17 protein-coding genes are annotated in these 20,788 nt (G+C 69.7%); 6 read left to right on the top strand and 11 right to left on the bottom strand.

Features of this window, described 5'->3' with window-relative positions:
- Positions 1 to 223: 223 nt before the first annotated feature.
- Complete coding sequence (locus JEQ17_RS17315; protein WP_200396088.1) at positions 224 to 2,584, top strand: transglycosylase domain-containing protein; 2,361 nt, start codon at positions 224 to 226, stop codon at positions 2,582 to 2,584.
- Between the two features lie 118 nt (positions 2,585 to 2,702).
- Here JEQ17_RS17315 and JEQ17_RS17310 read toward each other — a convergent pair whose 3' ends face one another.
- From JEQ17_RS17310 to JEQ17_RS17290, 5 genes are all read right to left on the bottom strand, one after another.
- Positions 2,703 to 4,166, bottom strand: coding sequence for a catalase (locus JEQ17_RS17310; RefSeq protein ID WP_200396087.1), 1,464 nt, complete (start codon positions 4,164 to 4,166; stop codon positions 2,703 to 2,705).
- A gap of 215 nt (positions 4,167 to 4,381) precedes the next feature.
- Positions 4,382 to 6,577, bottom strand: a complete 2,196-nt coding sequence (locus JEQ17_RS17305) for an ATP-binding SpoIIE family protein phosphatase (RefSeq protein WP_200396086.1) — start codon at positions 6,575 to 6,577, stop codon at positions 4,382 to 4,384.
- 381 nt (positions 6,578 to 6,958) lie between these two features.
- Entirely contained in the window at positions 6,959 to 7,651 is a 693-nt protein-coding gene (gene fomD / locus JEQ17_RS17300; protein ID WP_200396085.1) for a cytidylyl-2-hydroxypropylphosphonate hydrolase, read from the bottom strand.
- A 73-nt stretch (positions 7,652 to 7,724) separates the two neighbouring features.
- Positions 7,725 to 9,110 (bottom strand): class II fumarate hydratase, encoded by a 1,386-nt coding sequence (locus JEQ17_RS17295; RefSeq protein ID WP_200396084.1) that lies wholly within the window; start codon positions 9,108 to 9,110, stop codon positions 7,725 to 7,727.
- Between the two features lie 246 nt (positions 9,111 to 9,356).
- Positions 9,357 to 11,024 carry a fumarate hydratase gene (locus tag JEQ17_RS17290; RefSeq protein ID WP_200396083.1) on the bottom strand — a complete coding sequence of 556 codons (1,668 nt, stop codon included), beginning with the start codon at positions 11,022 to 11,024 and terminating at the stop codon, positions 9,357 to 9,359.
- A 158-nt stretch (positions 11,025 to 11,182) separates the two neighbouring features.
- On the opposite strand from JEQ17_RS17290, the gene JEQ17_RS17285 reads away from it, so the two are divergent.
- Complete coding sequence (locus JEQ17_RS17285) at positions 11,183 to 11,884, top strand: DUF1707 SHOCT-like domain-containing protein (protein WP_200396082.1); 702 nt, start codon at positions 11,183 to 11,185, stop codon at positions 11,882 to 11,884.
- A 163-nt stretch (positions 11,885 to 12,047) separates the two neighbouring features.
- Positions 12,048 to 12,425 carry a WhiB family transcriptional regulator gene (locus JEQ17_RS17280; RefSeq protein ID WP_200396081.1) on the top strand — a complete coding sequence of 126 codons (378 nt, stop codon included), beginning with the start codon at positions 12,048 to 12,050 and terminating at the stop codon, positions 12,423 to 12,425.
- Between the two features lie 219 nt (positions 12,426 to 12,644).
- On the opposite strand, the gene glpX is transcribed toward JEQ17_RS17280, so the two are convergent.
- Complete coding sequence (glpX, locus tag JEQ17_RS17275) at positions 12,645 to 13,676, bottom strand: class II fructose-bisphosphatase (protein WP_200396080.1); 1,032 nt, start codon at positions 13,674 to 13,676, stop codon at positions 12,645 to 12,647.
- A gap of 125 nt (positions 13,677 to 13,801) precedes the next feature.
- Between glpX and JEQ17_RS17270 the strand changes: the two genes are divergently transcribed.
- Complete coding sequence (locus JEQ17_RS17270; protein WP_200396079.1) at positions 13,802 to 14,320, top strand: DUF4245 domain-containing protein; 519 nt, start codon at positions 13,802 to 13,804, stop codon at positions 14,318 to 14,320.
- A 70-nt stretch (positions 14,321 to 14,390) separates the two neighbouring features.
- Here the strand turns inward: JEQ17_RS17270 and JEQ17_RS17265 are convergent, their stop codons facing one another.
- The 4 genes from JEQ17_RS17265 to JEQ17_RS17250 form a co-directional block, all read right to left on the bottom strand.
- Positions 14,391 to 14,981, bottom strand: a complete 591-nt coding sequence (locus JEQ17_RS17265; RefSeq protein ID WP_200396078.1) for a malonic semialdehyde reductase — start codon at positions 14,979 to 14,981, stop codon at positions 14,391 to 14,393.
- 235 nt (positions 14,982 to 15,216) lie between these two features.
- Positions 15,217 to 15,474 carry an exodeoxyribonuclease VII small subunit gene (locus tag JEQ17_RS17260; protein WP_200396077.1) on the bottom strand — a complete coding sequence of 86 codons (258 nt, stop codon included), beginning with the start codon at positions 15,472 to 15,474 and terminating at the stop codon, positions 15,217 to 15,219.
- A gap of 9 nt (positions 15,475 to 15,483) precedes the next feature.
- Positions 15,484 to 16,704, bottom strand: coding sequence for an exodeoxyribonuclease VII large subunit (xseA, locus tag JEQ17_RS17255; RefSeq protein WP_200396076.1), 1,221 nt, complete (start codon positions 16,702 to 16,704; stop codon positions 15,484 to 15,486).
- Positions 16,705 to 16,895: 191 nt separating this feature from the next.
- Complete coding sequence (locus JEQ17_RS17250; protein WP_200396075.1) at positions 16,896 to 18,275, bottom strand: APC family permease; 1,380 nt, start codon at positions 18,273 to 18,275, stop codon at positions 16,896 to 16,898.
- A 105-nt stretch (positions 18,276 to 18,380) separates the two neighbouring features.
- Between JEQ17_RS17250 and JEQ17_RS17245 the strand changes: the two genes are divergently transcribed.
- Positions 18,381 to 19,397, top strand: coding sequence for a 4-hydroxy-3-methylbut-2-enyl diphosphate reductase (locus tag JEQ17_RS17245; protein ID WP_200396074.1), 1,017 nt, complete (start codon positions 18,381 to 18,383; stop codon positions 19,395 to 19,397).
- A 29-nt stretch (positions 19,398 to 19,426) separates the two neighbouring features.
- Positions 19,427 to 20,173 carry a polyphosphate--glucose phosphotransferase gene (gene ppgK / locus JEQ17_RS17240; protein WP_200396073.1) on the top strand — a complete coding sequence of 249 codons (747 nt, stop codon included), beginning with the start codon at positions 19,427 to 19,429 and terminating at the stop codon, positions 20,171 to 20,173.
- A gap of 113 nt (positions 20,174 to 20,286) precedes the next feature.
- Here ppgK and JEQ17_RS17235 read toward each other — a convergent pair whose 3' ends face one another.
- Complete coding sequence (locus JEQ17_RS17235; RefSeq protein WP_383390834.1) at positions 20,287 to 20,712, bottom strand: DUF6542 domain-containing protein; 426 nt, start codon at positions 20,710 to 20,712, stop codon at positions 20,287 to 20,289.
- Positions 20,713 to 20,788: the final 76 nt, after the last annotated feature.

Below are 20,788 nucleotides of genomic sequence, written 5' to 3'. Positions count from 1 at the left end.
AGCTTCATGCTTACTAAGTGATATCACTTTACCCGCCACGGCAACCTTCTACGCATCCGAATCGTCGGTTCCATAGGGACAGGTGGTGACAGGTGCTGATTGTCACGTCCGCAAAAGACGGGATCGACCGTCCTATGTCCCCACGCGCGGTGTTAGTTTGCTGAGCTGACCTGAGCGGTGAACCTGTGAGACACGAGAGACGGAAGCGGAGCGGATCGGGCCCATGGGACGAGCGGAAGAGAGACGAGCGCGGCAGCGCGGCGGTGGCCACCGTGCCGCGCCGAAGCGCTCGTCCAGAGCCGGCGCCAGGGGTGGTGCCGGGACCGGCGCCAAGGCCGGTGCGAAAAGTGGCATACGTCGCTTCCTCACCTGGAGGAAGCTCCTCGGTACGTTCTTCGGCCTCTGTCTGCTCGGGATGGCGGCCTTCGTCGCTCTGTACCTGATGATCGACGTTCCCAAGGGCAACGCCGCCGCGGTCCAGCAGAGCAACATCTACAAGTACAGCAACGGCGACACGCTCGCCCGCGACGGCGACGTCAACCGCGAGCTCGTCGACCTGGACCAGGTCTCCAAGGGCGTCCGGATGACCTTCGTCGCCGCCGAGAACAAGTCCTTCTACGAGGACGCCGGCGTCGACTTCAAGGGCACGGCCCGCGGTCTGCTCAACACCCTCTCCGGCAAGGGCAAGCAGGGTGGTTCGACGATCACCCAGCAGTACGTCAAGAACTACTACCTGACGCAGGACCAGACCGTCACGCGCAAGCTGAAGGAACTGGTCATCTCCCTGAAGGTGGACCGCCAGGAGTCCAAGGACGACATCCTCGCGGGCTACATCAACACCAGCTACTACGGCCGCAACGCGTGGGGCATCCAGGCCGCGGCGCAGGCCTACTACCGCGTCGACGCGAACGACCTCTCGGTCGAGCAGGGCGCGTATCTCGCCGCTCTGCTCCAGGCGCCCAGCCAGTACGACTGGGCGGTCGCGAGTCCCACCAGCAAGAAGCTGGTCACCGCCCGCTGGAACTACGTCCTGGACAACATGGTGGAGGAGGGCTGGCTCAGCTCCGCCAAGCGCGACGGCATGAAGTTCCCGGTGCCGAAGGACCCCAAGGGCGCCCCCGGTCTGCAGGGCCAGGCCGGCTACCTGGTGGAGGCCGCCGACACCTCGTTGAAGAAGCAGCTCGTCGCACAGGGCACGGCCGCCGACATGGACGAGGCCGAGACCATGGTCAAGGCCGGCGGCTGGACCATCACCCTGAACGTCGACAAGAAGAAGCAGGACCAGCTGGAGAAGGCCGTCAAGAGCCAACTGACGAGCAAGCTGGACGCCAAGAAGCGGGACATCGACGCCGACGTCCAGGCCGGTGCCGTGTCCGTGGACCCGAAGACCGGCAAGGTCGTCGCGATGTACGGCGGCGTGGACTACGTGAAGCACTACACGAACAACGCGACGCGCCGCGACTACCAGCCCGCCTCCACCTTCAAGCCGCTGATCCTGGCCGCGGCCGTCGACAAGGACGCCGAGACGCAGGACGGCACCCCGGTCACGGCGAAGACGATCTACGACGGCACCAGCAAGCGTCCGGTCGTCGACGACGGCAGGAAGGTCGGCTTCGCCCCGCCGAACGAGGACGACGTCGACTACGGGGACGTCACCGTCCAGACCGCGATGAACAAGTCCATCAACTCCGTCTTCGCCCAGCTGGGCGTCGACGTCGGCATGGACCAGGTCATGAAGACCGCGGGCGACCTCGGCATGGACGTCGAGGGCGCCAAGTCGGTGCCCGCCCAGACCCTCGGCACGATGGGCGCGAGCCCGCTGGAGATGGCGGGCGTCTACGCGACGCTCGACAACCACGGCAGGAAGATCACCCCGGCGCTCATCAAGTCGGTCGAGCACAAGGACCGCGTGGTCAAGCTCCCGGACCCGATCGGCGACCAGGTCATCAGCCGCGAGGCCGCCGACACGGTCACCTCGGTGCTGACCGGCGTGGTCGACGACGGTACGGCCAAGACGTCCGTACGCGACAACCCGGCCCGTGACGGCCAGCAGGTCGCGGGCAAGACCGGTACGTCCGACTGCAACAAGTCGGCCTGGTTCACCGGCTACACGCCCAAGCTCGTCACCTCGGTGGGTGTCTTCGGCGAGGCGGCCAAGGCGGGCACGACCCGGTGCGGCAAGGACAAGCCGGTGAAGGTCAAGGCGTTCAGCCAGGTCACGCTGCAGGGCGCGGCCGGCGGCGGCCGGGTCAACGGCGGTGGCTTCCCGGCCCAGATATGGGCGACGTACACCTTCGGCGCGATGGGCGGTGTCTCCAAGTTCGACCTGGACACCGACCAGGGTGCGGCCGTCCAGCCGACGATCACGCCGACGGCCACTCAGCCGCCGGCGACCCCGTCCGACGAGCCGAGCACCGAGGACCCGACGACGAAGCCGCCGACGACCAGTCCTCCGGTGGAGAGCTCTCCCGAGGAGACCCCGACCGAGAGCGACGAACCTCCGACGCCGACCACGAGCGCCCCGTCGCCACCGGACGGCATAGAACTACCGACGGACCCGGACGACCCACAGTCGGATCCGTAACGATCAGTTCCCCGCGCCCTTTGAGGGGCGCGGGGAACTGCGCGACCAGCCCCAATCGGCCCGCAGCTCCCCACCGGCATCACAGAATCGCCGCTCAGCCCCCGCTAACCGATACCGCTCAGTCCCCGTTGACCGAGTGAGCGATCCGGTCACCGATCTCCTTGTCGATGTTCCGCCAGTACTGCAGCGCACGCTCCAGCACGGGCCGGGACACATCGGCCTTCAGATGCCCGCTGACGTTCGACACGAGCCGGTCGCGGGCGGCGTCGTCGAGGACCTGCCGGACCATCGTCCCGGCCTGCCCCCAGTCGTCGTCCTCCCGGTGCAGCTTGTACGCCTCGCGCACCAGCTCCCCGGCGGTCTGCCAGCTCGCCGGGTCGCCGAACTGCCCGTAGTCGGCCGCGGGCCCGCCGTAGGAGTTGGGCGCGTACGGACGGGCCGCGTTGGACGGCTCGTACCGCATGGGGCCGTCCTTGGCGTACGAGTTGACGGGAGCGTGCGACCGGTTGGGCGGCAGTTGCGCGTAGTTGGGGCCGATCCGGTACCGGTGGGTGTCCGGGTACGAGAACAGCCGGCCCAGCAGCATCTTGTCCGGCGAGGGGCCGATGCCCGGCACCAGGTTGGACGGCTCGAAGGCGGCCTGCTCGATGTGGATGAAGTAGTCCTCGGGGTTCCTGTCGAGGGTCATCCGGCCGACGTCGATCAGCGGGTAGTCGCCGTGCGGCCAGACCTTCGTCAGGTCGAACGGGTTGAAGCGGTAGTCCGCCGCGTCCTCGAACGGCATGATCTGGACCTTGAGCGTCCAGCTCGGCGCGTTCCCGGACTCGATCGACTCGTACAGATCACGGCGGTGCTTGTCGGCGTCCGAACCGGCCAGCTCGTCGGCCTCGTCCTGTGTGAGGTGGTCGATGCCCTGGTCGGTCTTGAAGTGGTACTTCACCCAGAACCGCTCACCGGCGCCATTGATCCACATGTAGGTGTGGGACGAGTAGCCGTTCATGTGGCGGTACGTCTTCGGGATGCCCCGGTCGCCCATCAGCCAGGTCACCTGGTGCGCCGACTCCGGCGAGAGCGTCCAGAAGTCCCACTGCATGTCGTTGCTGCGCAGCCCGGTCGCCGGGTGGCGCTTCTGTGAGCGGATGAAGTCCTGGAACTTGATCGTGTCACGGACGAAGAAGACGGGGGTGTTGTTGCCCACCAGATCGTAATTGCCGTGCTCGGTGTAGAACTTGAGCGCGAAACCGCGGGGGTCGCGCCAGGTGTCGGGCGAGCCCTGCTCACCGGCGACGGTCGAGAAGCGCGCCAGCATCTCCGTGCGCTTCCCGGGCTGGAACAGATCGGCCTTGGTGAACTGGCTGACGTCATTGGTCACTTCGAAGAATCCGTACGCGCCACTGCCCTTGGCGTGTACCACCCGCTCGGGGACCCGCTCCCGGTTGAACTGGGCCATCTTCTCGATGAGGTAGTGGTCCTGGAGCAGGATCGGACCGTCGGGACCGACGGTGAGCGAGTGTTCGTCGCTCTCCACCGGAATTCCGACGTTGTTCGTGGTGTACGGAGCTTTCTGGGGTGTCTGCGTCACGAGCGTCCTCCCGTCAGGAAGAGAGTCGTCAGGTCGCTTCGGCCACCCCAGCAGTCAACTCCGCCGACGGGATGTCGGCAACATTTGGACGCGGTCCAATTCCGGTTCGGTTCTCACCGGGCTGCCGGGGGGCGTCTCCCGTGGGTACCCCCCGATCAGGGATCGACTCGGCCGTGGTCGGACTCGTCCATGGTTCGACCGATCCACGGTTCGACTCAGCCGTGGTTCAGCTCGAACCAGACCACCTTGCCCGTGCTGAGCCGGGTCGCGCCCCACCGCCTGGCCAGCTTGTTCACCAGGTAGAGCCCGCGCCCGCCCTCGTCCGTGGCCCGCGCCTGCCGCAGCCGCGGCAACTGCGGCACGTCGTCACCGACCTCGCAGCGCAGCACGTCCGTACGGAGCAGACGCAGCGTGACCGGCCGTGACGTGTAGCGCACGGCGTTCGTCACGACCTCGCTGACGAGCAGCTCGAGGGAGTCCGTGAGCTCCTCCAGGCCCCAGCGGGAGAGCGCCTTGCGGGCCAGCCGTCGCGCCCGGCCGGGCGCCGCGTCCTCGGGGTCCAGGTGCCAGAACGCGACATCGCTCGGCGCGATCCCGTCGAAGCGGGCGGCGAGCAGCGCGATGTCGTCGTCCCGGTCGCCCGGGCCGAGCATGTCGAGCACCTCGTCGCACAGCGCCTCAAGGGGCGGCGGATGGTCGGCGCCGGTCAGCTGCGCGGTGGCGGCGAGCTTCTCGCGCAGCTGTTCTATACCGGTCCACACGTCACGCAGCCGTGACTCGACCAGACCGTCGGTGTAGAGCAGCAGGGTGGCACCGGCCGGCGCGTCCAGCTCTACCGCCTCGAAGTCCACCCCGCCCACGCCGATCGGGGCGCCCGGCGGTACGCGCAGGACCTCGGCCCGGCCGCCCAGGTGGAGCAGGACGGGCGGGGGATGGCCCGCGTTGGCGATGGTGATGCGGTGCGCGACCGGGTCGTACACCGCGTACAGGCAGGTCGCCATGCGGTCGGTGCCCAGGCGCTGGGCCTGCTCGTCCAGGTGGTGCAGGACCTCCTGCGGGGGCAGGTCGAGCCCGGCGAGGGTCTGCGCGGTCGTCCGCAGCTGGCCCATGATGGCCGCCGAGGTCATGGAGTGGCCCATGACGTCACCGACGACGAGGGCGACCCGGCTGCCGGGCAGCGGGATCGCGTCGTACCAGTCGCCGCCGACCCGGGCCGTCTCCGCGGCGGGCAGATAGCGGGACGCCAGCCGCACGCCGGTCGGCCGGGGCAGCGTCTCGGGCAGCATCGTGCGCTGCAGCTCGTCCGCGATGTACGCCTCACGCCCGTACAGCACGGCCTTGTCGATGCCGAGCGCGCTGTGCGTGGCGAGCTGTGCCGCCACGAGCAGGTCGTCGGTCTCGAAGGCCGGCCGGTCCGGGCGGCGCAGGAACAGCGCGGCGCCGATCACGCGGCGGCGGCCGCGCAGCGGGGCGAGGATCGCCCGCTGGCCGCCGGGCACGGTCAGGTCCTCGCCGATCAGCTCGGGCAGCGCGGCCCGAGCGGCGGGCGCGTCCGCGAAGACGGGCCGCACTCCGCGCAGCACCTCGTTCAGGGCACCACCGGGTCGTACGGTGCACAGCTCGGCGGTGATCCCGAGGTCGGGCTCGGGCTGGAGCGCGGGCAGCAGGAAGCCCTCGGTGTCCCGGTCCTCGGGGATCCGGTCGGTGCGCCGCAGCCGCAGTACGACGGGCCCGGTGGGCCGTTCGTCGCCGACGGGCAGCGGGTCGCGCAGATAGACGAGGATCGCGTCCGAGAAGGTCGGCACGGTGGCCCGGCACAGGCCCATCACGATCTCGTCGAGGTCGATGCCGCGGGCGATCCGCCGGGTGGCGGCGCCCACGAAGCGCAGCCGGTCGCCGTCCCGGCGCATGGGCATGGGGGTGCCCGGCGCGGGCCCCTGTCCCGTACGCCGCTCCTTGCCGCTCTGGACCGCGGCCGCCTCGGCACCCGACTGGGCCGGGATGGTCTCGGGCGCGGGCCGCGGCCGGTGCGGGTCGGGCTCGGTCACGGACGGCTGGGAATGCTCGGATCCCGAGCCGGTCGGAGCGTCCGTCGGGCCGTGACCGCCGGAGGGCGCGGGCGGGCCCTGGCTGCCGGCCGGGGTCCCGGACGCGGCGGGCGTGCCCGTGGCGGCGGCGAGGGCGCCCGAGGGCGTGGGGGAGCCGGTCGGGCCCTGGCCGTCGCAAGCGGGCGCACCCGGGATCCCGGGCGAGGCGGGGGCCTCGGCCGGCCGTCCCTGTGCGGGTAAACCGGTGGAACCCTGCGCCGGCGGCTCCGGGGTACGCAGAAGCGCCCCGCGGGGGTCCGCGGGGGCGGTGGGCCGGGCAGCGCTTGGCTGGCGGCGCTCGTGGGAGGTGGGGTGCTCCGTCACGCGTGTCGAATCCATCCGTCCGGTGCTGCGCGCCGTGCGTGCAGTTCGTCCCGCAGAAATCCCGATACCCGGAATGCGTGCCCCAGGAACGGAATCACCGCGTGGTCAGACAGCCTCTCAGAAGAGTGACCGTCGGGCACCGGCGGGAACAGCCCGTCCGGCCGTCTCCTGACCGTACCGCTGTGGCCCTCGTACCCCTCGCTCACGTCCTGCCGCCCCTCGGTGACGTTCGGTCAAGCCCAGCGTGTGCTCCGGGAGTTGTCGCCTCGCGCCCGCCCGCCACCCGACCACCACTCCTCAACGACGGTGCTGCGCACCGACCGTGACTGTTCGTTGCGGAGGACGATCCTACGGTTCTACCACGGGGGCACATCAAGGGTCTCACGTGGACACGTGCGCGGGCGTACGATCCCAGTCGTCCGGCAGTGACGGTACGGACCAGGACGGATCGGGGCGCCAGTGCTGCCAGCCGTCCGACAACGGCGGGCCCCAGGCGCGGATCACCTCCACCGCGGCCCGGCCGGCCTCCCGCACCCGCGCGGCCAGCCCCTCGTCCATCAGGCCGTCCCGCTGGGCCTGCGCGAACTCGTCCTCGTCGCGCCAGCCCCAAGTCCGGTCCGGGTGCACCGAGATGTCGAGGAAGTGGTCCTCGGAGTCCACCCCGCCGGCCCATCTGGCCAGCGGTTCCTCCAAGTTGACGTACCAGTTCTTGAACTGCCAGCCCGGCTCCCAGAACAGCCACACCGACCACGGCTCACCGGGCCGCGCCAGCTTCAGCACACCGGTGCCGAACCAGTGGCCGCGCTGCACGGTCCTCGGCTTGGTGTAACGGGACTCCAGCGGCTCCACGTGCACGGGCGTGCCGTCGGCGAGGACGGGCTTCACACACTCCGTCCCGGGGGCCAGCCACACGGCGAGCAGCTCCTCGTCGTCCCGCACGACGGTCACGGGGCGCACGATGTGGAAGCGCTCGCCGGCGTTCTCCCGGTAACGCCACAGGATCTGACTCCCGGGGTTCCAGTACGCCGCCGACCCGCCCGCTTCCACTTGTGTCACCGCTCCACCCTCTGCCATGAACAGATATTAGGTGCCCATGGCATACGACGCTGCGGCGCGCGTCACGGTTCGCGCGCCGGGCCGAATGCCGTTACGGGCGCGTCATCCGCAGGACATCCAGGGCCTCGTCCAGCTGCTCCCGGGTGAGGTCGCCACGCTCGACGTAGCCCGACTCCAGGACGACCTCGCGGATGGTCTTCCGCTCGGCGAGCGCCTTCTTGGCGACCTTCGCGGCCTCCTCGTACCCGATGTACTTGTTCAGCGGTGTCACGACCGACGGCGACGACTCGGCGTACTCGCGGGCCCGCTCGCGGTTGGCGGTGATCCCGTCGACGGTCCGGTCGGCGAGCAGCCGCGAGACGTTCGCGAGGAGCCGGACCGACTCCAGTACGTTCCTGGCGATGACCGGCAGCATCACGTTGAGCTCGAAGTTCCCGGAGGCCCCGGCGGTGGCGATCGTCGCGTCGTTCCCGGTCACCTGCGCGGCGACCATCAGTACGGCCTCGGGAATGACCGGATTCACCTTGCCGGGCATGATCGACGAACCGGGCTGGAGGTCGGGAAGGCTGATCTCGGCCAGACCGGTACGGGGCCCGGAGGCCATCCACCGCAGATCATTGGCGATCTTGGTGAGCCCGACAGCGATGGTCCGGAGCTGCCCACTGGTCTCGACGATCCCGTCCCGCGCCCCCTGCGCCTCGAAGTGGTCGCGCGCCTCGGTGAGCGGCAGCCCGGTGCTCCGTGCGACCTCGGCGATCACGGCGGCGGAGAACCCGGGCGGGGTATTGATCCCGGTCCCCACGGCGGTTCCCCCGAGGGGAAGCTCGGCGAGCCGCGGCAGGGAGGCCTGAAGCCGCTCGATCCCGTACCGCACCTGGGCGGAGTACCCGCCGAACTCCTGCCCGAGCGTCACCGGCGTCGCGTCCATCAGATGAGTACGCCCGGACTTCACGACGTCGGCGAACTCCTCGGACTTGCGGGTGAGCGCGTCCGCGAGGTGCTCCAGGGCGGGGACGAGATCGCGGGTGACGGCGGCGGTCGCGGCGATGTGGATGGACGAGGGGAAGACGTCGTTGCTGGACTGCGAGGCGTTCACATGGTCGTTCGGATGTACGTCCCTGCCGAGCCGTTCCGTCGCCAGTGTGGCGATGACCTCGTTCGTGTTCATGTTGGACGAGGTGCCGGAGCCTGTCTGAAAAACGTCCACCGGGAAGTGCTCGTCCCACTTCCCGTCCACGACCTCCGCGGCCGCCTCCTGGATGGCCTCCGAGACGTCCTTGTCGAGCACCCCGAGCCCGGCGTTCACCTTTGCCGCGGCCGCCTTGATCCTGGCGAGGGCCTCGATGTGCGCCCGCTCGATCCGCTGCCCGGAGATGGGGAAGTTCTCGACGGCACGCTGGGTCTGCGCCCGCCATTTCGCGTCCGCGGGGACGCGGACTTCACCCATGGAGTCGTGTTCGATCCGGTAGTCGCTCATGAGACATACAGCGCCCCCGCCGCCCCTACCCATTCCCGTCCCCCGGGGGCTGCGCCCCCAGACCCCCCTTTCGGCCTGAACGGCCTCGTCCTCAAACGCCGGACGGGCTGAAGTTGTCGGCCCGGGCCGCGAAATCTTCAGCCCCTCCGGCGTTTGAGGAGCGGGGGTTCGGGGGCGGAGCCCCCGAGTAGTGACGGGAATGGGTAGGGGCGGCGGGGGCGAAAAAAGCTTGTCGCGACGAACCGGCTAACCCAGCCCAGGCCCCCGCACGGGAATCGACGTGAACGTCGGCGCCGGCGCCGGGTCCTTGAAGAAGTCGTTGCCCTTGTCGTCGACGACGATGAACGCCGGGAAGTCCTCCACCTCGATCTTCCACACGGCCTCCATCCCGAGCTCCTCGTACTCGACGACCTCGACCTTCTTGATGCAGTCCTGCGCGAGCCGCGCGGCGGGGCCCCCGATGGAGCCGAGATAGAAACCACCGTGCGCGTCACAGGCATTGGTGACCTGCGCGGACCGGTTCCCCTTGGCCAGCATCACCTTGGAACCGCCCGCCGCCTGGAACTGCTCCACGTACGAGTCCATCCGCCCGGCCGTGGTGGGCCCGAACGACCCGGACGCGTACCCCTCGGGGGTCTTGGCCGGCCCCGCGTAGTACACGGGGTGGTCCTTCAGGTACTGCGGCATCTCCTCGCCCGCGTCCAGCCGCTCCTTGATCTTGGCGTGCGCGATGTCCCGCGCCACGACGAGAGGCCCGGAGAGGGACAGCCGGGTCTTCACCGGGAACTTGGTGAGCTCGGCGAGGATGTCGTCCATCGGCTGGTTCAGGTCGATGCGGACGACGTCCGACGACTCGTCGAGGTGCTCCTCCGTCGTCTCGGGGAGGAACCGCGCCGGGTCCGTCTCCAGCTGCTCCAGGAAGACGCCCTCCGCGGTGATCTTCGCGACGGCCTGCCGGTCGGCGGAGCAGGAGACGGCGATGGCGACCGGGCAGGACGCCCCGTGCCGCGGCAGCCGCACCACGCGCACGTCGTGGCAGAAGTACTTGCCGCCGAACTGCGCGCCGATCCCGATCCGCTGCGTCAGCTCGAAGACCTTCTCCTCCAGCTCCTTGTCCCGGAAGCCGTGCCCGAGCTCGGAGCCCTCGGCCGGGATCTCGTCCAGGTAGTGCGCGGAGGCGTACTTCGCGGTCTTCAGGGCGTACTCCGCGCTCGTACCGCCGACGACGATCGCCAGGTGGTACGGCGGGCAGGCCGCGGTCCCCAGGGAGCGGATCTTCTCCTCCAGGAACTTCATCATGGAGGACTCGTTCAGGACGGCCTTCGTCTCCTGGTACAGGAACGACTTGTTGGCCGAGCCGCCGCCCTTGGCCATGAAGAGGAACTTGTAGGCGCCGCCGTCGGTCGCGTACAGCTCGATCTGGGCCGGCAGGTTCGACCCGGTGTTCTTCTCGTCCCACATGGTGAGCGGGGCCATCTGCGAGTACCGCAGGTTGAGGTTCAGGTAGGCGTCGTAGATGCCGCGGCTCAGCGCGGCCTCGTCGCCGCCCTCGGTGAGCACGTTCTGTCCGCGTTTGCCCATGACGATCGCCGTGCCGGTGTCCTGGCACATGGGCAGCACGCCCGCGGCCGCGATGTTCGCGTTCTTCAGGAGGTCCAGCGCGACGAACTTGTCGTTGCCCGACGCCTCGGGGTCGTCGATGATGCGCCGCAGCTGGGCGAGGTGCGCCGGCCGCAGATAGTGCTGGATGTCGTGGATGGCCTCGGCGGCGAGCTTGCGCAGAGCCTCCGGCTCCACCTTGAGGAACGTGCGCCCGTCGGCCTCGAAGGTGGAAACACCCTCGGCGGTCACCAGCCGGTAGGGGGTGGTGTCCTCTCCCTGGGGGAGCAGATCGGTGTACACGAACTCAGGCATCTCGCCCACATTCCTTCATCGACAGACAGCGGCCGGCCTCCATTGGCGGGCGCCCACCAGCGTAGAACCTGCTACTGACACCAAGCTTGTGAGGTAAGGCTCAGTTCGCCGTCCACACCCCCTAGTCGCGATCTATCGCGTTTGGGTACGCTGCTGTCGTGGACCTAGAGAAGCGCACCTCACCCGCACCCGACCTTCGGAAGCAGACCGACCTCCGGGCGTCCGACGCCGACCGCGACCGGACGGCGGACATCCTGCGCGAGGCCCTCGCCGAGGGCCGCCTCACCGCGGAGGAGCACTCCGAGCGGGTCGAGGACGTCTTCCGTGCGAAGACCGTCGGAGAGCTGGAGCCCCTCGTGGCGGACCTGCCGGTGGCCCACCGCTCCCGCCCGTCGGAGACGTTCGCCCCGGCGCCGAACCGCCCCACCCCGGGCACGGTCCCCCCGGTCGCCGAGGAGAACGTGGTGGCGGTCTTCAGCGCGGCGGTCCGCAAGGGCCGCTGGCGCATCGGCCGCCGCACGCACGCGTACGCGATCTTCGGCAGCGTCGAGATAGACCTCAGCGAGGCGGTCTTCGAGCACCAGCAGGTCGTGATCAAGGCGATAGCGGTCTTCGGCAACGTCGAGATCCGCGTCCCGGAGAACGTGTCGTTGCGCGGCAACGGCGGCGGGGTCCTGGGCAACTTCGAGGTGGACACGCTCGATTCGACCGACCACGACGCACCCGTGGTGTACGTGGACGGACTGGCCGTACTGGGAAATATCGAGGCAAAACCCAAGCGGGGCAAGCTGATCGAGGACATCCTGGACCGGGTCGGGGACCGGGTGAACGCCAAGTTGCGCAAACACCTCGGGCATTGACGGTCGCGAATTTCGCGGCGAGCGGAGGGTATTGGTCCAGTAGTGACGGTCCAGTGCCGGTCGAGATCTCCCGCGCTTCGGAACTGAGTGCATAGGCGCGCGTACAGCGGGTAGGCCTTGCTGCATCGTCTCTCGCTCGCGAAGCCGTCGTCAGGAGTAGACCGTGCTGCATCCGCCGCATCAGTCCCTGCAGGTCGCCGCCGTTCCGCCCCAGCCGGCGCCGGTGCGGGAGAGGGACCAGGACGCCCCTTGGCACACGGAGGCCGTGTGCCGCCGCGACGAGGCCGGGCTGTTCTTCGCGCCCTCGAAAGAACCCACCGCGGCCCGGCTGTCCCGGGAGGAGGCGGCCAAGCGGGTCTGCGCACGCTGTCCGGTGATGGTCGAATGCCGCGAGCACGCACTGCTGCAACCCGAGCCGTACGGGGTCTGGGGCGGCCTCACCGCCGCCGAGCGCCGAGTCGTCCTGGCCCGGCGCCGCCGCCGCGACCTCGAACTGCAGAAGGCGGCCCGCGCCACAGGCCCGATAGCCGCCGCCGGCTGACACTCACACCGATGGGGCGCCCCTCCGCACAAGGGGCGCCCCATCGCCGTACAAGAATCAGCCGCTTCGCCGCAGCTTCTGCCGTTGCGTCACGTCTGCGGCGCAGAGCTTGCTGCCGCGCCGCCAGAACGCGCCCCTTCAGGGGCGCGGGGAACTGCGCGACCAGCCCCCACGGACCCGCAGTCACCCACGGTCCGCATGGCACGCTCGAACAGAGAACTACTTCGCCCTGTCGAAGTCGATCGCGCTGTACGCCCGCAGCTTCGCCAGCCGGTGCTCCGAGTTGATCTGCCGAACCGTCCCCGACTTCGACCGCATCACGATGGAGTCGGTCGTCGCGGTCTCGGGCCGATAGCGAACGCCCCGCAGCAACTCGCCGTCGGTGATCCCGGTGGCCACGAAGAAGACGTTCTCGCCGGAGACCAGGTCGTCGGTGAACAGGACCCGGTCGAGGTCGTGCCCCGCGTCGATCGCGCGCTGCCGCTCCTCGTCCTCCTTGGGCCACAACTTGCCCTGGATCGTGCCGCCCAGGCACTTCACCGCACAGGCGGAGATGATGCCCTCGGGCGTACCGCCGATGCCGAGCAGCAGGTCGATTCCGGTGCCCTCGCGCAGCGCCAGGATGGAGCCCGCGACATCGCCGTCGGAGATGAGCTTGATGCGCGCGCCGGTCTCCCGGATCTCCTTGATGATGCCGTCGTGGCGCGGCCGGTCGAGGATGACGACCGTGACGTCCTCGGGCGTGACGCGCTTGGCCTTGGCGACCCGGCGGATGTTCACGGACACGGGCGCGTTGATGTCGACGAAGTCGGCGGCCTCGGGGCCGGTGACCAGTTTGTCCATGTAGAAGACCGCGGACGGGTCGAACATGGTGCCGCGGTCGGCGGCGGCCAGCACCGCGATCGCGTTCGTCATGCCCTTCGCGGTGAGCGTGGTGCCGTCGATCGGGTCGACGGCGATGTCGCACTCGGGGCCCGTCCCGTCTCCGACGCGCTCCCCGTTGAAGAGCATCGGGGCCTCGTCCTTCTCGCCCTCGCCGATGACGACGACGCCGTTCATCGAGACGGTGGAGACGAGGGTCCGCATGGCCCGTACGGCCGCGCCGTCGGCGCCGTTCTTGTCGCCGCGGCCGACCCAGCGGCCCGCGGCCATGGCGGCGGCTTCGGTGACCCGGACGAGCTCAAGGGCGAGGTTTCGGTCGGGGGCCTCGGACGGGACCTCGAGTTCGGACGGCAAGTGATGCTCGGTCATCGGAGCGCACCTTTCTGATACGACGACGGCCGGATGAGGGTTCGGGCCGACTCTATCCTCAGTCCGACAAAATGAGCAGGGGGGCCCACGGATGAGCAGACCAGTACACCTGCGACGATGGGGGCGTGGCAGGTATGAAAGGCAAGCAGACGGTCCGGGACATGGTGTTGTCCCTGGGCCTGATCGGGATAGTCGCGGGCTTTATCTACGTCTTCATTCCCAATGACGACTCGGAGCCCCCTCTCAAGCGGGTCGACTACCGCGTGGAACTCCTGACGGCCCGCCGTGCGGCCGCCTATCCGGTGGCGGCGCCCGAGGGCCTGTCCAAGGAGTGGAAGGCGACGTCGGTGCGGTTCCAGGGCGCCGACTTCGACGCGTGGCACCTCGGCTTCCACGATCCCGACGGTGAGTACGTGGCGATCGAGCAGTCGACTCAGAAGCCCGTCACGTTCATCGACGACGCGAGCCAGGGCGCCGAGGAGACGAACACGACGCAGCGCATAGGCGAGCGCTCCTGGGAGCGGTACGAGGGCGCGAAGTACGACGCTCTCGTCCTCCGGGAGAAGGGTTCCACGACGGTCGTGACCGGCACGGCGTCCTTCGCTCAGCTGACGAAGATGGCGCAGGCCCTGAAGACGGAGTAGGGCCCGCACGCATGAGGACGGCCCCCGGCATTCGTGCCGGGGGCCGTCCTCATACGTGCGGCGAGGGTCGTCAGACCGTCGTGATGACCTGGTCGGCCTCCAGGCGCGGGGAGCGCGGGAACCAGGCGTCCTCGGCCGGCCTGCCGATGTTGACCACCATCAGCGGGGTGTGGTCGCCGTCGAGGAACTCCTTCTGGACGCCCGCGAAGTCGAAGCCCGTCATCGGACCGGCGGCCAGGCCGGCGGCACGGACACCGATGATGAAGTACGCGGCCTGCAGCGCGGCGTTGAGGGAGGCGGCACCCTCACGGGCCGGACGCTCGGCGAAGAAGACGTCCTTGGCCTGCGGGAAGTGCGGGAAGAGGTGCGGGAGTTCCTCGTGGAACTCGTTGTCCGCGGAGAGGATCGCGACGAGCGGCGCGGTGGCCGTCTTCGGCTGGTTGCCCTCGGACATGTGCTGCACCAGGCGCTCGCGGGCCTCGGCGGAGCGGACCAGGGTGATGCGCAGCGGGGACTGGTTGAAGGCGGTCGGGCCGAACTTGACCAGGTCGTAGATCGCCTGCACCTGCTCCTCGGAGACGGGCTCGTCGGTGAAGGCGTTCGCGGTGCGGGCCTCGCGGAAGAGCAGGTCCTGAGCGGTGGGGTCAAGAACGAGGGACATGAATCAACCTTTTCGGGGAGTGCGGCGAACCCTGTGGGGGGATCTCCTTGCACTTCCGAAGGTACGTCGATGAAGTTTAGTATTCAACCAAAACTGGAGCATGGTGATCCGGTTCACAGGCGGCGAGGGTTGGCGAAGCCGTTGTGAACGAGAGTGTGAGGGGTGTGTCCGGGAAGCGATCTGCAAGCGATCTGCAAGCGATCTGCAAGCGATCTACAAGGGAGCCACCAGGGGGTTACTGGGTGTCGGAACCGGAGCCGGAGTCGCCGGACTCCTCCTCGGCGTCATCCCCCGCCCCCGCCAGAGCCGCGTCGAGGCGGGCGCGGGCGCCGTCAAGCCACCGCCGGCACACCTTCGCCAACTCCTCGCCCCGCTCCCACAGGGCGAGCGACTCCTCAAGTGTCGTACCGCCCGCCTCCAGGCGTCGTACGACCTCGATGAGCTCGTCCCGTGCCTGCTCGTACCCGAGCGCCTCGTCCGTCCTGCTGGTCATGCGCCCACCCTAGGGTCTGTCTCGGACATCGACTCGTACCGTGAACTCGCCCTCGGCGACCCGCGCCCGCAGGGACTCCTCCGCCGTCACCTCGTCCGGGGACCGGACCGCGTGACCGTCGGCCTTCTGCAACACCGCGTAACCCCGCTTGAGGGTCGCGGCGGGGGAGAGGGCCACCACGCGCGCGTGCGTGTGCGTCAGCTCCGAGTCGGCACGGTCGAGGAGGTGCCCGAGCGTACGGCGGCCGCGGTCGAGCAGCGAGGCGACATGGTCCGCGCGCTCGTCGACCATCCGGTGCGGATCCTCTATCGAGGGGCGGGCCAGCGCGTGCGCGAGGCCCCTCTCCTCCCGGTCGATGAAGGACTGGACGCTGCGGCGGGCGCGGTCCCGCAGGAACTGGACGCGCTCGTACTCCTCGCCGACGTCCGGGACGACCTTCTTCGCCGCGTCGGTCGGCGTGGAGGCCCGCAGGTCCGCCACGTGGTCGAGCAACGGGTTGTCGGGTTCGTGCCCGATGGCCGACACGACCGGTGTACGGCAGGACGCGACCGCCCGTACGAGCTGCTCGTCCGAGAACGGGAGCAGGTCCTCCACGCTGCCGCCGCCGCGCGCCACGATGATCACGTCCACGTCGTCGAGCGCGTCCAGCTCCTTCACGGCCTGGACGACCTGGGGGACCGCGTGGACGCCCTGCACGGCGACGTTGCGCACCTCGAAGCGGACGGCGGGCCAGCGGTGGCGCGCGTTCTCCAGCACGTCCCGCTCGGCGGCGGAGGCACGGCCGCAGACGAGCCCGATGAGCTGGGGCAGAAAGGGCAGCGGCTTCTTGCGCTCGGCCGCGAACAGCCCTTCGGCGGCGAGGGACTTCTTCAACTGCTCCAGCCGGGCGAGCAGTTCACCCACACCCACCGGCTTTATCTCCGCGGCCCGCAACGACAGCTGCCCACGCGGCGCGTACCACTCGGGCTTCGCGAGTACGACGACACGGGCGCCCTCGCTCACGACGTCGGCGACCGCGTCGAACACCTGGCGGTAGCAGGTCACACTCACCGAGATGTCGTACGACGGATCGCGCAACGTCAGAAACACGACACCCGCACCCGGCCGCCGCGACAACTGCGTGATCTGCCCCTCCACCCACACCGCCCCGAGCCGGTCGATCCATCCCCCGATGAGCCGCGACACCTCACCGACGGGGATGGGGGCGTCCGAGGACGTATTGAGAGCCATGCGGCGAGCGTAGCCGCAGGCTGTGACAGAGCGGTCGTGCGGCGGCCGAGTCGGGCGGGTACGGGCCGGTGGGGGGCTGATCGCGCCCCTTGAGGGGCGCGGGGAACTGCGCAGTCTTTTGGGGGTTCGGGGGCGGAGCCCCTGAGTTGGTGACGGGAACGGGTAGGGGCGGCGGGGGCGGAATCCTCGGGTCAGCCCGCCGCGGGCGCCCGCCCCCGTTGCCCCACCAGCACCCCCACCCCGACAACCAGCCACACCGCCCCCACCACCTGCGCCGCCCCCGACGCCTCGAAGATCACGGCCACAGTGATCGCCGCCCCGACCACCGGCATCAGCACATGCCGCCACCACACCACCGCCCCACCCCGCCGCCGCACGGCGAACCACCCCACGACACTCGCGTGCAGCAGCGTGAACGCGGTCAACGCGCCGATGTCGACCACCGACACCAGATGGTCCATCCCGTCATCACGCCGAGCGGCCCACACCGCGGCCACCATCGTGATGACGGCAGCGAAGAGCAGAGCCACCCGCGGCACCCCGGAGTCCGTCCGGGACAGAACCCGCGGCAGCCGCCGGTCCCGGGACATCGCGAACAGCAGCCGCCCGGCCGCCGCCTGCCCGGCCAGCGCCGCGAACGCCGCCCCGATCGCCTTGCTCACCGCCACCAGATCGTGCAGCCACGTCCCGACGGAGGCGTCCACGGCGTCGTAGAACGCCGACCCCTGCTTGCCCGGATCGGCGGCGAGCTGCGCCGACGACAGCGGTTCGAGCAGGGCGATGAGATACGTCTGTGCGATGAAGAGCACACCGGCGAGGGCGAGACAGAACAGCACCGCCCTGGCCACCTTCTCCGAACTCCCGGTCACCTCCTCGGCGAAGGAGGCGATCGCGTCGAAGCCGAGATAGGAGAGCACGGCGATCGACACGGCCCCGACCACGGCGGACAGCGCGAACGCCCCCTGGGAGCCGTCACCCGACAGCGGCGACAGCCACCCCCGCTCGGCCCCGTCGCGCGCGAGGACGACGACCGCCGACACGACGAAGACAAGGAGGACCACGATCTCCATCGCGAGCACCAGGAAACCGACGCGCGCGGCGGCCCGTACGCCCCACAGGTTGAGCAGCGTCGTGACGACGACGGCGAGCGCCGTCCACACCCACCGCGAGACCTCCGGGACCAGGGAGTTCATCGCGATCCCGGAGAAGAGGTAGGCCACCGCGGGGATGAGGAGGTAGTCCAGCATCGCCATCCAGCCGGCGATGAACCCCGCCTCTTTTCCGAGGGCCGCGCGCGCGTAGGCGAACACCGAACCCGCCTGGGGGACCACCCGCACCATCTGGGCGTAGCTGAAAGCGGTGAACGCCATCGCGACCGTGGCGACCACGTAGACCAGCGCGACCGCACCGTGCGACTTGGCGTCGAGGGTCCCGAAGATGCCGACCGGTGCCATGGGGGCGATGAACAGCAGCCCGTAGACGACCAGATCGCGGAAGCCGAGATTCCGCCGTAGGCCGCGTTCGTCGTGTTCGTCGCCGGCCGCGTGGGCCGAGGTCTCCGTGCCGGACATCCGTACCTCCCGAGAGTCGCGTCTGGCCCCACCCCTCCCAGCTCTCCAGCTCCCGACCAGTCTCCCCAAGGCGGCGATCTTTGACGCGCCGGGCGCGGCCTTACGATGGGACGCATGACTGCTTCGACTGGCCGCCGTGTCCTCCTCGCCGCCCCCCGTGGCTACTGCGCGGGAGTCGACCGTGCCGTGATCGCCGTCGAGAAGGCCCTTGAGCAGTACGGGGCCCCGATCTATGTCCGCCACGAAATCGTCCACAACAAGTACGTCGTGCAGACCCTGGAGAAGAAGGGCGCGATCTTCGTCGAGCAGACGGCGGAGGTCCCCGAGGGGTCCATCGTCATGTTCTCGGCGCACGGCGTCGCCCCGGTCGTCCACGACGAGGCCGCGGCCGGCAGGCTCGCCACCATCGACGCGACCTGCCCGCTGGTCACCAAGGTCCACAAGGAAGCCGTCCGCTTCGCCAAGGAGGACTACGACATCCTCCTGATCGGGCACGAGGGCCACGAGGAAGTCATCGGTACGTCCGGCGAGGCGCCCGAGCACATCACGCTGGTCGACGGCCCCGAGGACGTCGCCAAGGTCGAGGTGCGCGACCCCTCCAAGGTGGTCTGGCTCTCCCAGACCACCCTGTCGGTCGACGAGACCATGGAGACGGTCGACGCGCTCAAGAACAAGTTCCCGCAGCTCATCTCCCCGCCCAGCGACGACATCTGCTACGCCACGCAGAACCGCCAGATCGCGGTGAAGAAGCTCGCCGAGGACGCCCAGCTGGTGATCGTGGTGGGCTCGAAGAACTCCTCGAACTCGATCCGCATGGTCGAGGTCGCCCTGGACGCGGGCGCCTCCGCCGCCCATCTGGTGGACTTCGCCTCCGAGATCGACGAGGCCTGGCTGGAGGGCGTCACCACGGTCGGCCTGACCTCCGGCGCCTCGGTCCCGGACGTGCTGGTGGACGGCGTACTGGAGTGGCTGGCCGAGCGTGGCTACGGCGACGTGGAGACGGTCAAGACGGCCGACGAGTCCATCACGTTCTCCCTCCCCAAGGAACTGCGCCGTGACCTGCGCGCGGAGGCCGCCGCCCTGGTGGCGGACCGCACCGCCGGCACCCCCTCGGCGGAGTGACTGTCCGTCGTACGACGTAACGTAGAGCCATGCAGATCTTCGGTGTGGACATCGGCGGCTCAGGGATCAAGGGCGCTCCCGTGGACCTGGACGTGGGCGACCTGGCGGCGGAGCGCCACAAGGTGCTCACGCCGCACCCCGCGACGCCCGACGCGGTGGCGGACGGCGTGAAGGAGGTCGTCGACCACTTCGGCTGGACGGGCCCGGTCGGGATCACCTTCCCGGGTGTGGTCACCGGCGGCGCCACCATCCGTACGGCCGCCAACGTCGACAAGGACTGGATCGACACGGACGCCCGCGCCCTGCTCGGCGACCGGCTGGGCGGCCTGCCGGTGACCGTGCTGAACGACGCGGACGCGGCGGGCGTCGCCGAGATGCAGTTCGGCGCGGGCCAGGGCCGCCAGGGCACGGTCTTCCTGCTCACGTTCGGTACGGGTATCGGCAGCGCCCTCTTCGTGGACGGCATCCTCGTGCCGAACACGGAGCTGGGCCACCTGGAGCTGAACGGCCACGACGCGGAGAAGCACGCGTCCACGAAGGCCAAGGAGGACCACGACCTCTCCTGGGAGCACTGGGCCCACCGCGTCCAGAAGTACCTCGCCCATGTGGAGATGCTCTTCTCGCCCGAGCTCTTCATCATCGGCGGCGGCGTCAGCCGCAAGTCCCACAAGTTCCTGCCCCTGATCGAGGGCATCAAGGCGGAGATCGTCCCGGCCCAGCTGCAGAACAACGCGGGGATCGTGGGCGCGGCGATGAGGGCGGCGAAGGCGGGCTAGCGACCAACCGCCGGCGAGGCCGGGCGCCGACCGCCCCAGGGGGACCCGGGAACACCCCCAGGGAGACCCGGGGAGACCCAGGGGATGGAACCTCAGGCGGTCGCCCGGGAACCTCAGGCGGCCGCCCGGCGCCGCTGGGCCGCACGGCGGCTCATCATCCGCACCTTGCGCACGGTGACGATGAGTCCGGCGACCAGCGTGCCCCCGTACAGCCATCCCGCGTGCAGCGCGAGGGCGGTGACCAGCCCCATCAGCCGTCCGCCGAGCCCGCCACCGCTGTCGGCGATCGGCAGCAGTCCGACGGCGAAGGCGATCGGCACGGCGACGACCGCCGTGACGAGGTCGGCCCGCCGCACCCACACCGCCGTCAACGCGCACACGGGCAGGAACAGCACCCCGTAGACGACGAGCGAAGAGCCGAACAGCAGCGCGTCCAGACAGGCGAGCGCGAACATCACTGCGGAGCAGAACAGCCCGCTGCCCAGCCCGGTGAGCCGGGGGTTGGGGAACCGGCGTGCGGCCTGCACCAGCGGTGACACGGCCGGCGCGGTCCTCGGGACACCGGCCCCGGACTGCCGGGCCGTACGGGCCCCACCCCGGCCGGCCTGCGGGGGA

The sequence above is a fragment of the Streptomyces liliifuscus genome (assembly GCF_016598615.1).
Lineage (GTDB): Bacteria > Actinomycetota > Actinomycetes > Streptomycetales > Streptomycetaceae > Streptomyces > Streptomyces liliifuscus.
This window is presented reverse-complemented; position numbering and strand designations above follow the sequence as displayed.

Excerpts from the sequence above, each read along its gene's own strand:
- JEQ17_RS17290 (WP_200396083.1), bottom strand. The coding sequence starts at position 11,024 with ATGCCTGAGTTCGTGTACACCGATCTGCTCCCCCAGGGAGAGGACACC.
- JEQ17_RS17295 (WP_200396084.1), bottom strand. The coding sequence starts at position 9,110 with ATGAGCGACTACCGGATCGAACACGACTCCATGGGTGAAGTCCGCGTC.
- JEQ17_RS17260 (WP_200396077.1), bottom strand. The coding sequence starts at position 15,474 with ATGACCAGCAGGACGGACGAGGCGCTCGGGTACGAGCAGGCACGGGAC.
- glpX (WP_200396080.1), bottom strand. The coding sequence starts at position 13,676 with ATGACCGAGCATCACTTGCCGTCCGAACTCGAGGTCCCGTCCGAGGCC.
- JEQ17_RS17250 (WP_200396075.1), bottom strand. The coding sequence starts at position 18,275 with ATGTCCGGCACGGAGACCTCGGCCCACGCGGCCGGCGACGAACACGAC.
- fomD (WP_200396085.1), bottom strand. The coding sequence starts at position 7,651 with ATGGCAGAGGGTGGAGCGGTGACACAAGTGGAAGCGGGCGGGTCGGCG.
- xseA (WP_200396076.1), bottom strand. The coding sequence starts at position 16,704 with ATGGCTCTCAATACGTCCTCGGACGCCCCCATCCCCGTCGGTGAGGTG.
- JEQ17_RS17315 (WP_200396088.1), top strand. The coding sequence starts at position 224 with ATGGGACGAGCGGAAGAGAGACGAGCGCGGCAGCGCGGCGGTGGCCAC.
- ppgK (WP_200396073.1), top strand. The coding sequence starts at position 19,427 with ATGCAGATCTTCGGTGTGGACATCGGCGGCTCAGGGATCAAGGGCGCT.
- JEQ17_RS17245 (WP_200396074.1), top strand. The coding sequence starts at position 18,381 with ATGGGACGCATGACTGCTTCGACTGGCCGCCGTGTCCTCCTCGCCGCC.
- JEQ17_RS17265 (WP_200396078.1), bottom strand. The coding sequence starts at position 14,981 with ATGTCCCTCGTTCTTGACCCCACCGCTCAGGACCTGCTCTTCCGCGAG.